Origin of the sequence: Neisseria sp. HMSC068C12 (genome assembly GCF_001814095.1) — a bacterium.
Classification (GTDB): Bacteria; Pseudomonadota; Gammaproteobacteria; order Burkholderiales; family Neisseriaceae; genus Neisseria; species Neisseria perflava.
In genome coordinates this window covers 1-14,958 of the sequence record NZ_KV814825.1, presented here as the reverse complement: position 1 = coordinate 14,958, position 14,958 = coordinate 1, and the positions used below count along the sequence as shown (strand labels likewise).

The following is a 14,958-nucleotide window of genomic DNA, read 5'->3' as shown; positions in this document are numbered from 1 at the left end:
AAAGGCCGTCTGAACTTTCAGACGGCCTCAAACCTTATGGAAACACAATGAAAAAAACCATTCTTTCTCTTACTCTCCTCATCAGCGCTCCGGCTTTATGGGCATTTTCCCCTGCCGAATTGGCACAAACCCTGCAAAAACCGCAAAACGTGCAAGGTAATTTTGTCCAACAACGCCAGCTCAAATCCCTCAGCAAACCCATGACCACCAGCGGCAGCTTTACCCTTGTCCCACAAAAAGGCCTGCTCTGGAAAATGCAAAAACCATTTGAAACCACCCTGCGCGTGCGTTCAGACGGCATCATGCAATGGAACGGCAGTCAATGGGTCAACCCAAATGCCAGCAAACTCAACGGCCAAAGCCGCCAAATCAAACTCTTCCTCGACCTTTTGGGCGGCAATACCCAAGGTTTGGAAAAACAATTTGATTTGAAATTAAACGGCAACGAGAAAAAATGGACGTTGACCCTGACTCCGAAAACCGCCATTACCCGCCAAATCTTCAACCGTATCGAAATCAACGGCGATACGCTGGTACGAAAAATTGAATTGGACGAAAAACAAGGCGACAAAACCATCATGCAGTTCAACCAAATCCAAACCGATAAAGCTCTGGACAGCTTCAGCCGTACCGCCCTCTAAATTGTCTATCCCAACAAAAGGCCGTCTGAAAATAGATTTCAGACGGCCTTTTATATTAATCGGCTGAAGGCTGCTGCCCTTTTCTTTCCGCCTTTCTCGCTTCGCGAATGGCTTTGAGTTCGGCCTCTTTCTGTCTGGCTTTTTTCAGCCAAGCCTCCCATTGGTTTGGCGTTTCCAGCGTGATTCTGCCGATTTTGCCTTCGCGGAAATCAGTCAGGATATTTTCAGCGGCCTTTTGGTAGTTGACCCGTCCGCCACTCAAAACCGCACCGCGTTTTTTGGCAATCCACTCCAGCCAAGAAGTATCGTCCCAATGGCTGCTTGGATCTTTGTCGGCTTGATAGCGCTCTTGCAACAGAGCCAGATAATGGCGGCGGAGGTAATCCAAAAGCTCAAGTGCCACTTCTTCTTCATCCAGCGCGTTGCGTCCGACTGCACCGCCGGCCGCAAGGTTATAGCCGCCTTCTTCGACGATAATTTTTGGCCACAACATACCCGGGGTATCGTAAAGCCAGAAATCGTCTGCAAGGAAAAGGCGCTGTTCGGCTTTGGTAATACCGGGTTCATTACCGGTTTTGGCAGATTTTTTGCCGATCATGCCGTTAATCAAGGTGGATTTGCCGACGTTGGGGATACCGCAAATCAGGACACGCAGCGGCTTCTCGATACCTTGGCGATGCGGAATCATGGCGCGGCAGGCTTGGGTAATTTTGCTATGCGCGCCAGTTTCGGAAGAATCAAGCGCAATGGCGCGGGTATCTTGGCGGCTGTTGTAGTGTTCGAGCCAAACTCTGGTACGCTCGGGATCGGCAAGGTCTTGCTTGTTTAAGATTTTGAGTTTTGGCTTGCCTTTGGACAACTGGGCAAGCAAGGGGTTTTCGCTGGAAGCAGGCATACGCGCGTCCAACATCTCAATCACCATATCAACGCTTTTAATGCGTTCGGCAATGGCTTTTTTTGCCTTATTCATGTGGCCGGGAAACCATTGGATAGCCATGTCTTTTTATTCTTTCTATTCGTATCTGAGGCCGTCTGAACAATTATTTTTTCAGACGGCCTCGGCATTTGGATAATCGGTCAATCGGGATTTAGAGGTTGCCATGCTCGTAGCTGTAATAACCTGCTTCATCCATACATTGCTCAAACGTCTTGGATGTATTTCCATTTTGAACTTGCGATTTGCAGGTATTGATTTGGCGGGAAACTTCAGCTTCGCTCGCGCCGGTGCGGTGCCAACGGTAAGCAGTGACAGGTTCTGTTGCACAGGCGGTCAAGATAAGCAGGGATAATGCGGTCAGACTGATTTTTTTCATGGTTTCTTCCTTTGAGGCCGTCTGAAACGGCAAGTTAGCGTCCTGCCAAGCTTTGTGCCTGACGATGGCGGACAAGGAGTTCGTAACGGCCTTTGAGGCGTTCGGCCAGTTTTTCCACAACATAAACGGAGCGGTGCTGACCGCCGGTACAACCGATGGCAATCGTCACATAACTACGGCTCTCTTGCTGCAGGCGCGGTAACCAGCGGCTAATAAAATGGTCGATGTCATCAACCATTTCTTGAGCCAACGGCTGCTGACCCAAATAATCTTGAATAGGCTTATCCATGCCGGTAAAGGGGCGTAATTCCGGATCGTAATACGGATTGGGTAGGCTGCGCATATCAAACATAAAGTCGGCATTGTTGGGGACGCCGTATTTGAAACCAAAGGATTCAAGAATGACCAGCAAACCGACACGTTCAATATTGAGCCATTGTTGCACAGCATAACGCAGCTGCTGTGCGTTCATTTTGGACGTATCGATGCAATATGCGATGTCTCTAAGCGGGAAGAGCCATTCGCGTTCTTTTTGCAGGCTTTCCAACAAAGTCAGATTATGGCCGGACAAAGGGTGTCCGCGGCGGGTTTCTGAGAAGCGGCGAACCAACACACCCTCTTCCGCTTCAATAAAGAGGACTTCGACTTGATGCCCTTCATGACGCAAATATTGGATTTGCTCTTTCGCTTCCTGAATATTGATACCGGAACGGATATCAACGCTGACACCAAGCTGGGTTTCTTCGCCGCGTTCAATATGGTACAACACCAGCGAAGGCAACATTTCCAAAGGCAGATTATCAACGCAATAAAAGCCTGAATCTTCGAGTTGTTTGAGGGCTACGGATTTTCCTGAGCCGGATAAGCCGCTAATCAGGACGATTTTCATGGTTTTGTTCGTTTTCTTTGAGTTGTGTTTGATGGCGTTCGAGGAATTCTTTGGTGCTGTCTTTACCGCGCAATTGAAGGATGTAATTGCGCACTGCAGCTTCAACCAATACTGCTAAGTTTCGACCGATTGCAACAGGCAGGGTAACGGAACGGATGCTGACGTTGAGGATAGACTCTGTTTCGGTACGGATGCTCAATCGATCGAGTTGTTTCATGTATCCGTCGTCGGCCGGAACCAAATTAATAATCAGCTGGAGGATTTTTTTCGGACGGATGGAGGTTTCGCCAAAAATATGGCGGATATTGAGTATGCCCAAGCCGCGTACTTCGAGGAAATCACGCAGCATAGGCGGGCAACGGCCTTCCAGCATTTCTGGACCGGTACGGAAAAGTTCGACTGCATCATCGGCAATCAGGCTGTGGCCGCGCGAAATCAGCTCCAATGCCAATTCGCTCTTACCCAAGCCGGATTGTCCAGTAATGAGTACGCCCACTTCAAATACATCCAAAAATACGCCATGCTTGATGGTGGAAGTTGCCAATGTCCGTTGCAGATAAATCCGCAAAACGTCCATCAGGTGCGGGCTTTCCTGTTTGGAAGTCAGCAAGGGGATACTGTTGGTATGGCAATAATCGCGTAATTTGGGCGAAACCGGCAAACCGTTGGCGACGATGACCAAAGACATGGGAATGTCGAAAAGCTCGCCGAAATCATAGTTGAGTTCGCCCGATTCCAGACGGCGTAAATATTCGGCTTCGGCTACGCCGACAACTTGAATTTGGTTGGGATGGATAAAGTTTAAATGGCCGACCAAGGCCAAGACGGGTTTATCGGCTTCGACACCGATACGGTTGTCCGCGCCGGAATTGCCGGCAGCCCAAGCAAGTTCGAGTTTGTGCTGATTGTCGGAAAACAGGCGGCGGACAGATATGCTGGGCATGAATTACTCTTCGGTCAGGAGTGTGCGTACTTCTTCGGCAGAAGTCGCGGCCATCAATGCTTCACGGATGGCTTTTTGAGAGAATCTGCCGGCCAGTTTGGACAAGACTTCCAAATGTTCGCCGGTAGCGTTTTCAGGCACAAGCAGGATAAAAATCAGGGAAACGGGTTTGCCGTCGGGCGCATCAAAGGCGACCGGCTCTTTGGTACGGATAAACGCACCGGTGGCTTTTTTCACGCATGCGTGACGGCCGTGAGGAATCGCCACCCCCTGCCCCAAACCGGTCGAACCAAGTTTTTCACGGGCAAACAGGCAGTCGAACACGTTGGTATTCGGTAATTCTGCTTCATTCTCCAGCAGCTGTGCAGCCTCTTCAAACAGACGCTTTTTGCTGCTGACTTCCAAATCCAAAACGATATGGGACAAAGGTAAAATTTCGCCGATCAGGCTCATGTGTATCTCTTTTAAATGTCGCAAAACAATGGGATTGTACCGATTGTCGGTGCAAATCTCAATCCTGAAGGCGTAATTTACACTCGCCCTGCTAACATTTTCCATGTTGTTTTTGATATTTTTTAACGAACTGGAAATAATCCAACCATTTGATTATAATTAATTTAAAGTAAAAATTCCATCATTGGCTAAATCATGGTTTAAATAAAAAGGGGTATGTCCGGCATACCCCTTTTCCCTTCTTTTCAGACGGCCTCAACCTAGTTTTTTAAAACAATTTGGAAACCAAAAACAACCAGAAATAATGGCAGACCAATCCGCAAAACCACGCCAAGCCGATGCGGTTGTTGGCCAAAAATGTTTGGAAGCACAACTGGCGGTCGCGCGTACGGATAGCGGCATACTGCTGATACTGCCAATAAACGGTTATCGGCAATACCAGCCAATAAGGCCAAGTTGCGCCGATTTTAATACCCAGCACCACCATCAATACGGTAAACCAAAAATGGCAAAGCATAGAGGCGGTAATATCGTGATGACCAAATGTGATTGCCGAAGTTTTAATACCGATTTTCAAATCATCTTCTTTGTCCGCCATGGCATAAATCGTGTCGTAAGCCAGCGTCCATAAGGCATTAGCGGTAAACATCAGCCATGCTTCGGGAGGCACTCGGCCTTGCACGGCGGCAAAGGCCATGGGAATACCGAACGAAAATGCCAGCCCCAAATAAAACTGCGGCAATGGAAAAAAGCGTTTGGTGAAAGGATATGTGATGGCCAAAAATAAGGCCGGAAGGCTCATCAGCCAAGTAAAACGGTTGAGCGGCACCAAGCATAAAGCCGCCATCAGACACAGCATGACGGTCAAAAGCAGCGCTTCGGTTTTAGAAACCAAACCTTTGGCAAACGGGCGGTTTTTGGTGCGCTCTACTGCACCGTCAAAATTGCGGTCGGCAAAGTCATTCACGACGCAACCTGCGCTGCGCATTAGAAATGTGCCTGCGGTAAAGGCAATAAAAATATCCGCGTTGGGAACGCCTTTAGACGCAATCCACAATGCCCAATAAGTCGGCCACAGCAAAAGCAGTGTACCAATGGGTTTGTCGACGCGCATCAGCTTGGCGTATATCACCATCCGTCCGACAGCGTAACGCGGTAGAATTTGTAGGAAAAATCGCCTTATGTTCATTGATGTAATGTGTCGTTGTTTATATATCGATTCGGAAGGAAAGGTTTTTTAGAGCCTTAGCTCTTATTATAATTTATTGCCGTCTAAAATTAAACAGATCTTAACAATTTAATTTATTGTATTATAACAGAATTATGACAAACATCGGTAATTGGTTTTATTTTCAGACAGCCTTAGCGGTATAAATCTATTAATTTCAATAAGAAATATTCTGTTAATTCCAATGTTTCGCCGTTCCAATCAAAATAGGAACGGCGCGCGGTAACAGGCCGTCTGAAAGATGGATGGTCGGAATCTTCAAAACGAAGAAACTCAAAATCCGAACGTTTCAACGGCAATGTACCGTCAAACAGGCGCTCGCCCAAAGGCTGCGTTCCGCAATCCAATAATTCTGTCCATAGACGGCTGTCCGGTCGGCACGCGCTTCTGGCTTGTATCACTGTTTCGCCGTCCAGTTTGAGCAAAACATCGCGTACAAAGATTTCGTCTCCGTTTTCCGCACCCTTCGTCAAACCCAAATACACCGGCTCGACTGAAAACTCCTTGCCGGAAGCGCGCAGAGCGGCAGTTAACGAAGAAACGGTCAGCAGATGTTCAGCATCAGACGACAAAAGACTTGAAGCTTCGGCATGTGAACAAAGCGTGCCACGCGGTATATCAAGCTCCATCTGACACCTCTGTTTTGGCCAACTCCTGCCATTTGGCTTCGGGAAACTCATCTTTCAGACGGCCTTTAAGATATTCCAAGGTATCGCCGGCAACGGTTTCATCTTTACTGTCGTGAATATGGTTGAAAATCAGACTATGCAATTGGATGCCGTATTGTTTGAGCGCGGAGAAGCTGAGCAGGGTGTGGTTGATGCTACCGAGCCGTCCGCTGGTAACGAGGATGACGGGATAAGCCTGTTGCTGAATATAATCAATGGTCAACAAATCTTCCGTCAGCGGAACCATCAATCCGCCCGCGCCTTCGACCAAAACGATTTCGTATTGCGTCGCCAACTCTTGAGTGGTGGTACGGATTTTATCCAAATCCAAAGCCCTGCCGTCAAGACGGGCGGCGAGATGGGGCGAGGCTGGATAGCTGAAGATTTCGGGCATGGTCAGCCCTTGTTTGTCGGCTTCCTGCATGGGTATGCCCATGATTTTGCGGTGGACGACGATGTCTTCGGCAATGTCTTGGCAACCGGTTTGCACGGGCTTTTGCGTAATCACGCTTTTACCCTGCTGCAACAATTGTTTTGCCAACACGCCGGTGACGACGGTTTTGCCGATGTCCGTGTCTATGCCACTAACGAAGTAAACGCCTTTCATTTGCTGTGTTCCTTCAAGATTTGTACGGTTTTGTCGGCAAGTTCGGTCAAGAGGTCGTCTGGAATAATGTAAGGCGGCATGAGATACACCAGCCTGCCGAAGGGGCGCACCCAAATTCCTTGCGCCACGCAATCCGCTTGAAAACGCGCCATATCCACGCCTTTTTCCAACTCGATCACCCCGATGGCACCCAAAACGCGTACGTCCTTCACGCCGCGAATGTCCCATGCAGCTTTCAGACGGCCTTTTAAGATGCTTTCGATGCGGCGGATATTTGCCTGCCAGTCTTGAGACAAAAGCAGCTTGACCGAGGCGCAGGCAACGGCACACGCCAGCGGGTTCGCCATAAATGTCGGCCCGTGCATAAATACGCCCGCTTCGCCGCGCGAAATCGTTTCGGTGACTTTTTGCGAAGTGATCGCCGTCGCCAACGTCATATAGCCGCCGCTCAAGCCCTTGCCGATACACATAATATCCGGCACGACATTCGCGTGTTCGCAGGCAAACATCTTGCCCGTGCGTCCGAATCCGGTAGCGATTTCATCAAAAATCAACACGATATCAAATTTGTCGCACAAATCGCGCAATCCGCGAAGATACTGCGGATGATAGAAATACATGCCGCCCGCGCCCTGCACGACCGGCTCTAAAATAAAGGCGGCGATATCCGCATGATGCGCTTCAAACAAGGCGCGGACAGGCTGCAAATCCGCCTCGTCCCATTCATCATCGAAACGGCTTTTCGGATTATCGACAAAATAACGCTGCGGCAACGCGCTGCCGAAAATATGGTGCATCCCCGTTTCCGGATCGCAGACGGACATCGCGTTCCAAGTATCGCCGTGATAACCGCGCCGCACCGTCGCAATATTCTGCTTCGCGGTCAAACCCCGCGCCTGCTGGTATTGCACCGCCATCTTCAGCGCGACTTCCACCGAAACCGAACCTGAATCCGCATAAAAAATACGGTCCAACCCCTGCGGCAAAATCCCGACCAACAACTTGCCCAGCTCTACCGCAGGCTCATGCGTCAAACCGCCAAACATCACATGCGACATTTGCTTAATCTGCGCCTCAACCGCCTGATTCAAAACAGGATGATTGTAGCCGTGTATCGCACACCACCAAGACGACATCCCATCAATCAGCCGCGTACCATCCGCCAATTCGATGTGCACGCCCTCCGCACGGCGCACCGGATAAACAGGCAACGGGTCGGTCATGGACGTATAGGGATGGAGCAGGTGGGTGCGGTCGAAATCGAGCAGGGGGGAATGTTCAGACATGTTGAAAACAATGGTTTGATCAGTTTCATTATTATATAACATATTTTCTATTTCAGACGGCACGTCTTCCGTACTGCATCAACACCAATCCGCCCACCGCTGCCAAACAGCCAGCAACCAAAGAAACATGCAATGCCTCGCCCAAAAACCAAGCGGAACACAAAATACCGAATACCGGCACCAAAGTGATGTACGCCGCCGCGCTGCCTGCGCCCAAAGTCTTCACGCCTTCAAAATACCACGCATAGCTCAAGACCGTTGCGCCGACAGACAGGCCAATTAAAGCAAACCAGCCCCTGCCGTCCATTTCGGCAAGCATGCCAAACGGCAGGCCGTCTGAAATCAACGCAGGCGGCAACAACATCATTGCACCCAGCCAAGCAGTAGCCACGGTGACCGTCAGCGCATCAATCCCCTGCAACACCGCCCTGCCCATCATCGTATAAGTAACCAAGCAGCAAAGGCTGCAAAACACCAGCACTTCGCCCCACCCTATGCCGCCGCCCGACAAAAATGCCGCAATCTCGCCATGCGTGACCGCCCATACCGAGCCTGCCACTGCCAACAACATACCCGACACAATCTTGCCGTTGAGCTTCTCGCCAAATAGCAAAGCCGCAAAAAACATCGTCAATACAGGATTGAACGTGACCAACACCGTCGCCCTTGAAGCAGGAAGCCGCTGCAAACCCAGCATAGACAACACAGTAAAACCAAATACGCCGAATGCCGCCGCCAGTGCCAACCCAAGCCATTGTTTGCGCGACAAAACCGCCAAAGTACGCAACCGATACCGTGCAAACAGCCAGCCCAAAAGCAAGATTGCCGCCGTCAAAAAGCGTAGCATACCGCCCGTTAAAGGCGGCAGCGCCTGTCCCAGCATCCGCCCCATCGGCCAAGATGCGCCCCAAAACGCCGCCATGCCCAATAGTTTTAGATGGATTGCTAAATGTTTCATGGTGATGGATAACTTGAATAATCAGTTTAGAAAGCGTACAAGCGCAGTTTGAAAGGATAAATTTCCTTAACCGCCGAGACTTGATAGAGTTTACGCGGATAAAATACTACGCTGATCATTATGGAAACAAAGGCCGTCTGAAAGACTGAAATCCAGCTTTTTCAGACGGCCTTTGCTGCTCAATCAATAAGACTTACAACTCAATGCCTTTGAGTTTCGCCACGGTATTAATGTCTTTATCGCCACGACCGGAGAGGTTGACCAAAATCACTTGGTCTTTGCTCATTTTCGGCGCGTTTTTCACCGCCCAAGCAACGGCATGGCTGGATTCCAGCGCAGGAATAATACCCTCAAAACGGCAAAGCAAATCAAAGGCTTCGAGTGCTTCGTCGTCTTTGGCAACAGTGTATTCCACGCGGTTGATGTCGTTCAAATGGCTGTGTTCCGGGCCGATGCCTGGGTAGTCCAAGCCTGCGGAAACGGAATGCGTACCCAAAACTTGACCGTTTTCGTCCTGCATCAAATAGCTGCGGAAACCGTGCAATACGCCGATAGGGGCTTTGCTGGTAATCGGTGCGGCGTGGTCGGGGGTATCCACGCCCAAACCGCCTGCTTCTACGCCGACCAAACGTACGTTTTCTTCTTCGATATAGGGATGGAACAAACCGATGGCGTTCGAGCCGCCGCCCACGCAGGCAACGGCAACATCAGGTTGGCGGCCGATGACTTCCAACATTTGTTCTTTGGCTTCATTGCCGATCACGCATTGGAAATCGCGTACCATTTCCGGATACGGCGTAGGACCTGCGGCAGTACCGATGATGTAGAACGTATCGTCCACGCGCGCCACCCATTCGCGCATGGCTTCGTTCATCGCGTCCTTCAAAGTACGGCTGCCGCTGTCGACGCTGACGACATTCGCGCCAAGCAGCTTCATACGGAACACGTTGGGCATTTGACGTTGGATATCGTCCGCCCCCATGTACACGTCGCAAGTCATGCCGAAACGTGCGGCGACGGTGGCAGAAGCCACACCGTGCTGACCCGCGCCGGTTTCGGCAATCACGCGTTTTTTGCCCATGCGGCGGGCAAGCAATGCCTGACCGATGGTGTTGTTGACTTTGTGCGCGCCGGTGTGGTTCAAATCTTCACGCTTCAGCCAGATTTGTGCGCCGCCCAAATGCTCGGATAATCGCGCGGCATGGTAAACAGGGCTGGGACGGCCGACATAGTGTTTCAAATCATGGCGGAACTCTTCCCAAAATGAAGGATCTTCTTTCGCTGCTTTATAGGCTTCTGCCAATTCTTGCAAAGCAGGAATCAGGGTTTCGGAAACGTACAGGCCGCCGTGTTCGCCGAAAAAGCCGTTCTCGTCGGGAGCGTAATAATTTTTCATGGGATTTTTCCTTATTCGTTTTATGGTTTCAGACGGCCTGATTCAGTACAAGGCCGTATGAAAGTAAAATTGTCAGCAATTATAGCCGTTTTCCATTCATCTTGTCGGCAACTAATTGAATAATAATATCAGCAGACAAAATAGGAACAACAGCGTACAGCTCGATGTTGCAATCAATGCCGTACCCAACGGCGGCGCGATATATTTTTCTTCGTTTTTGTTTCTCAGGCATATTTTTAATGCCAACATCCCCAGCCACAGTGCCAGCAACCAACAACCCAAAAAGTTAAGCACAAGCAAAGCAATAATCAACTCATTGGTATTTATAGTGCTTACGTTCAAAAATATCCAATTAAGGCCGTTAACAGACATAACGACTGCAGATATTTGTATCACATACAAAAGCGTTCCGCCCAACAATACCTTGATATGCCATTGTTTGGCCTTCAGCCACACTGAGACGACATTAAAAAGCCACCACAAAGCCATAAACGTCATTAAAGAGATTTCATAACGGTCCATCGCTCTACTCCTGAAAAACAGTCAATCCAGCCATTTCAAAAAAAGCCCGATACGCCGCTGCTTTTTTCGCCAAACTCAAAGGATAGGCACGCGAAGTCGAAGGCAGGCGCGTCAGGGTCAACTCACGTCCAGCATAGGGGAACGGCACTGTTTCGCCGATCTTCGGCATTTTCATACCGTTGCCTTGAATCTCCAACAAAACTTCGGTTGCCTTGCCGCCGGTGGTACAAAGATGGCGGCACTCGGGCATTTGCGCCAATACTGCCGCCAAATCGACAGTTTCTATTACTTTTAAAAACTTATCCGAAGCATTGCCATGTTCGCGTATGGCCTTCAACACGGTCGGACAGGATGCAATGCCCTTCTCACTTAAAAACGCTTTGATTTTATCGGCATCAAACGCCTTTTCGCCCTGCCTTTGAAAATGCGCCACATCGCCAAAAAACACCAGCCCATACACGCGCCACATATCGTTTTGGAAATTCGGATAATGAAACTGCATCGCGTGTTTTTCTTCTTTAGGCGGAAACGTCCCCATCATCATGATCGTTGCCTGCGGCGGCAACAAGGCTGCGAAGGGGTGGGATTCAACGATTGGCTCTTGCATATATGTATTCCGGTTTCTTTGAATTCAAACAAAATTTCAGACGGCCTTTACTGCTTGAATAAACGCCGCCATTTTCTCCCTGCTCTTAACCCCGCCGGAGATTTCCACGCCACCGGACACATCTACCGCCGCAGCGCCGCTGATTTTTACCGCTTCGGCAACGTTTTCCGCAGTCAATCCGCCGGCAAGTATCCACGGTTTGCCGATATTGCCATGCAACATGGTCCAGTCGAAACTTTGTCCCGTACCGCCGTATTCAGTCGGATGATAGGCATCAAACAGCAAGGCGCGTGCATTCGGAAATTTGGCACAGGCCGTCTGAATATCGGCAGCGGACTGTACGCGCACGGCCTTCAAATACGGGCGGTCAAACCGACGGCAAAAATCATCGTCTTCATCGCCGTGAAACTGAATCACATCTATCGGCACCTGACGCAAAATCTCGCGGATGGTTTGCTCGTTTTCATTCACAAACAAGGCCACCACCGATACAAACGGCGGCAGGTTTTTCACAACCGCCTGCGCCTGCTCAATACTCACTGCCCGTTTACTCTTGGCATAAAACACCAGCCCGATGGCATCCGCGCCCAATTCGGCCGCGGCCAGCGCGTCTTCAGGTCGGGTAATACCACAAATTTTGGTGCGTATGGTGTTCATGGCGATAGCCTTTTTAAACAGTTGGGTCGGATATTATATAAGTTTAAGGCCGTCTGAACATGAAATATCAGGTTCAGACGGCCTTAAACTTTAAAACAACCATCAGCCGATAATATTGGCGGCTGTCAGTTGCGCAGCATCTTCATTATAGAAACGTGCGAACTCTGTGCTGCTTTAGGCTCTGCTTGATATACAGAACATCATACCGATTATTACTAATAACTTTGTAATTATTTTCCTCTTTTCTATTTGCCTATTATTTAATCAAATTTATTTTATCCTTTATTATCAATGAGTAAAATAAACTATCCACAATTGGATTCACACAAAATTTGGATAATGCCCGTCAATAAAAAATATTAAGGCTGTCTGAAAAGTCTTTCAGACGGCCTTTTAGCCTTTTTACTCAAACGGTTTCTTCTGCCAATAAAACTTATCCTTTTTCAGACGGCCTTGAAATATATCGTCCTGTCCCAAAGCAAACACCAACGCGCCAGACAAATCCGTTCTCAATAAAGTAATACCATGCGCGCGGACACGATTTTGTACGGCAACGGTCGGATGTTTGTAGGCATTGGCATAGCCGCTAGATGCCACGGCATATTGTGGCGAAACCGTATGCAAAAAGCTGCCTGACGAAGCCGTGCTGCTGCCGTGATGTCCCAACACCAACACTTGGCTATACAGCGCATTGCCGTATTTCTCAATCAAACCGGCCTCGCCTTTCACGCCCAAATCGCCGGTTATTAACAAGGCTTTTCCGTTTGCCACGACACGCAATACGCAGCTTTGGTCGTTATCTTCCTTGCCTGCATTTTCAGACGGCCTGAGCAACTCGAAATCTACGCCGTCCCATTGCCATTTGTCTTCTTGGCAAAACTCTGCATTCGGATAAAATTCAGGTTGTCCGGCAAGCAATTTATCGGTACCGACAGCCGCCACACTTTGAAAACCGCCGTCATGGTCAATATCATGGTGCGACAAAATCAGGCTGTCCAAACGGCGCACACCCATCGCGTTCAAACTCGGCACTATACCTGTTTGCGCCACTTGCTCCGTTCCCGTATCAAACAAAAGATTGCGGTTACGCGTTTGTATCAACACCGACAAACCTTGTCCTGCATCCATCACCGTAACTCTTGCCACCCCCTCCTCCAGCTTGGCAGGACGGTAAAACACAAAGCCCAATAAAACCAGACATGCCCAAGGTTTTAAGCCCATTCCTTTAGGCAGCAATAACAGTAAAGCCGCCATCATCGCCAACACAAGCAAAGGCACGGGCGCCGCTGCGACGGCAAATTCAGGCGATACCATAGCCAGCCATAGCAAACCGCGTAAAGTATATTCCGCCAAAAATGCCGCTACCAACTGGACAAGTTCAAACGGAAAAACCGAACCCAGCAAAGCCAACGGCGTCAACACCCAAGAAAACCAAGGAATAGCCAGCGCATTAACCAACGGACTGAGCAAAGGTAACGAAGCAAACAAATAGCCCAGCAATACCACCGACAATACAGTCGCTGCCCATTGTCCCCGTACAGCCAACCGCCAGCCCGACTCTTTCAGACGGCCTGATGAAGCCCAAATCAAAGCAGCAACCAAACCGAAAGACAACCAAGTTCCCACGCCCAATACAGCCAACGGATCCAACAACAAAACAACGGCCAAAGCCTGCCACCACGCCGTCCAGCCCGAGCCGCCACTGCCGCGCCACCATGCCCACGCAAACGCAGCCAACATCAACACACTGCGTTGCGTCGGTACGGAAAAACCGGCCAAAAGCGCATAAAACAAAGCACCGGCAACACCGCCTGCCAATATCCACACACGCGGTTTTGCCGGAATCCACGGCAAATAACGGAAAATTCGCTTAATCAGCCAGGCAAACAATACCGCCACCATCGTCACATGCAGGCCCGAAATACTGACCAAGTGTGTCAGCCCCAAAGGGCGGAATGCCTGCCACAAAGGCGGCCTCAACGCCGATTGCTCGCCAATACTCAAAGCACGCATCAGCCCTATGCCGTCTGAAAACTCAGGATATTTGTCCCCTGTTCTCTGCCAACTCCGGCTTACCGCATCACGCATATTAGCCAAACCGAAACCGCCACCTTGCCGCACGAGTTTCCTGTCGCGCCCCAAAGTACCCATGCCATCGATACCATTGGCCAAAGCCCATATTTCACGGTTCAAACCGCGCACATTCACTTCACCGATCACCGGCCTTACCCGCGCCGATACAGACCACCTGCTGCCCACCGCCCAATCGCGCCGCTGATAATCCGACAACATCAAATCAAAAGCCTGCCCCTGTTCATCCCAAGCCCTTGCCGCAAACTGCACGCGCCGACCATCATCACGCGGCATATCCGCCACTTCAACCGTCAAAACTTTAGCCGCCACCTCCCCTGCAGGCCATTGACCGGCCAACACCAGCCCGGTCCGCCACACTCCAAACGCCATACCCACGCAAACAGCCAGCACCAACCAAGCCACAGCAAATTTTCGACACAACGCAAGCGCGCCAATGATTACAGACAACCAAGCCCACCATGGCGGCACAAACGGCAACGCAAACGAAAGCACTACACCCACCACCCAAGCAGGCAACACAAACCGCCACGCCATGAACATTTTCCCTTAAATTATGATTATTAGATATGTAATAATAAATGCTTTTAGTAGATTATGACAAATATTTGATTGCAGTATTTATGACCTGAATCCGTCCGATTTTGTCGTAGATGTAATTGAGTACGCCGCTTCTTTGGTCGGCACTTTGAATCAGGT

Annotated in this window: 16 protein-coding genes; 1 reads left to right on the top strand and 15 read right to left on the bottom strand. The window is 49.8% G+C overall.

Annotated features, from left to right (window positions below; all coding sequences use genetic code 11):
* Positions 1-47 precede the first annotated feature (47 nt).
* Positions 48-641: a LolA family protein gene (locus HMPREF2952_RS07930; protein WP_004520070.1), complete on the top strand. Its 594-nt coding sequence runs from the start codon at positions 48-50 to the stop codon at positions 639-641.
* A 55-nt stretch (positions 642-696) separates the two neighbouring features.
* On the opposite strand, the gene ylqF is transcribed toward HMPREF2952_RS07930, so the two are convergent.
* The 15 genes from ylqF to HMPREF2952_RS07855 form a co-directional block, all read right to left on the bottom strand.
* Entirely contained in the window at positions 697-1,638 is a 942-nt protein-coding gene (gene ylqF / locus HMPREF2952_RS07925; protein WP_049336447.1) for a ribosome biogenesis GTPase YlqF, read from the bottom strand.
* 91 nt (positions 1,639-1,729) lie between these two features.
* Complete coding sequence (locus tag HMPREF2952_RS07920) at positions 1,730-1,954, bottom strand: protocatechuate 3,4-dioxygenase (RefSeq protein ID WP_039862229.1); 225 nt, start codon at positions 1,952-1,954, stop codon at positions 1,730-1,732.
* 34 nt (positions 1,955-1,988) lie between these two features.
* Positions 1,989-2,843, bottom strand: a complete 855-nt coding sequence (gene rapZ, locus HMPREF2952_RS07915) for an RNase adapter RapZ (protein ID WP_070695488.1) — start codon at positions 2,841-2,843, stop codon at positions 1,989-1,991.
* Complete coding sequence (gene hprK, locus HMPREF2952_RS07910) at positions 2,824-3,786, bottom strand: HPr(Ser) kinase/phosphatase (RefSeq protein ID WP_004520066.1); 963 nt, start codon at positions 3,784-3,786, stop codon at positions 2,824-2,826. Before hprK ends, rapZ begins: the two co-directional genes overlap by 20 nt.
* A gap of 3 nt (positions 3,787-3,789) precedes the next feature.
* Positions 3,790-4,239, bottom strand: coding sequence for a PTS IIA-like nitrogen regulatory protein PtsN (ptsN, locus tag HMPREF2952_RS07905; RefSeq protein WP_039862228.1), 450 nt, complete (start codon positions 4,237-4,239; stop codon positions 3,790-3,792).
* A gap of 268 nt (positions 4,240-4,507) precedes the next feature.
* Positions 4,508-5,428 carry a 4-hydroxybenzoate octaprenyltransferase gene (gene ubiA / locus HMPREF2952_RS07900; protein WP_049336445.1) on the bottom strand — a complete coding sequence of 307 codons (921 nt, stop codon included), beginning with the start codon at positions 5,426-5,428 and terminating at the stop codon, positions 4,508-4,510.
* Between the two features lie 173 nt (positions 5,429-5,601).
* A complete protein-coding gene (locus tag HMPREF2952_RS07895) occupies positions 5,602-6,096 on the bottom strand; it encodes a chorismate--pyruvate lyase family protein (protein ID WP_004520063.1) in 495 nt (164 codons plus the stop codon).
* On the bottom strand, positions 6,086-6,742 hold the full coding sequence (gene bioD / locus HMPREF2952_RS07890) for a dethiobiotin synthase (RefSeq protein ID WP_004520062.1): 657 nt from the start codon (positions 6,740-6,742) through the stop codon (positions 6,086-6,088). Before bioD ends, HMPREF2952_RS07895 begins: the two co-directional genes overlap by 11 nt.
* Complete coding sequence (gene bioA / locus HMPREF2952_RS07885) at positions 6,739-8,028, bottom strand: adenosylmethionine--8-amino-7-oxononanoate transaminase (protein WP_070588287.1); 1,290 nt, start codon at positions 8,026-8,028, stop codon at positions 6,739-6,741. Before bioA ends, bioD begins: the two co-directional genes overlap by 4 nt.
* A gap of 52 nt (positions 8,029-8,080) precedes the next feature.
* Positions 8,081-8,986, bottom strand: coding sequence for a DMT family transporter (locus HMPREF2952_RS07880; RefSeq protein WP_004520059.1), 906 nt, complete (start codon positions 8,984-8,986; stop codon positions 8,081-8,083).
* 193 nt (positions 8,987-9,179) lie between these two features.
* A complete protein-coding gene (gene trpB, locus HMPREF2952_RS07875; RefSeq protein WP_070695486.1) occupies positions 9,180-10,382 on the bottom strand; it encodes a tryptophan synthase subunit beta in 1,203 nt (400 codons plus the stop codon).
* Positions 10,383-10,493: 111 nt separating this feature from the next.
* Positions 10,494-10,904, bottom strand: a complete 411-nt coding sequence (locus HMPREF2952_RS07870) for a hypothetical protein (RefSeq protein WP_004520057.1) — start codon at positions 10,902-10,904, stop codon at positions 10,494-10,496.
* 4 nt (positions 10,905-10,908) lie between these two features.
* Entirely contained in the window at positions 10,909-11,511 is a 603-nt protein-coding gene (locus HMPREF2952_RS07865; RefSeq protein WP_004520056.1) for a hypothetical protein, read from the bottom strand.
* Between the two features lie 36 nt (positions 11,512-11,547).
* Positions 11,548-12,168 carry a phosphoribosylanthranilate isomerase gene (locus HMPREF2952_RS07860; RefSeq protein WP_004520055.1) on the bottom strand — a complete coding sequence of 207 codons (621 nt, stop codon included), beginning with the start codon at positions 12,166-12,168 and terminating at the stop codon, positions 11,548-11,550.
* A 402-nt stretch (positions 12,169-12,570) separates the two neighbouring features.
* Positions 12,571-14,796 carry a DNA internalization-related competence protein ComEC/Rec2 gene (locus tag HMPREF2952_RS07855; protein WP_070588247.1) on the bottom strand — a complete coding sequence of 742 codons (2,226 nt, stop codon included), beginning with the start codon at positions 14,794-14,796 and terminating at the stop codon, positions 12,571-12,573.
* Between the last annotated feature and the right edge of the window lie 162 nt (positions 14,797-14,958).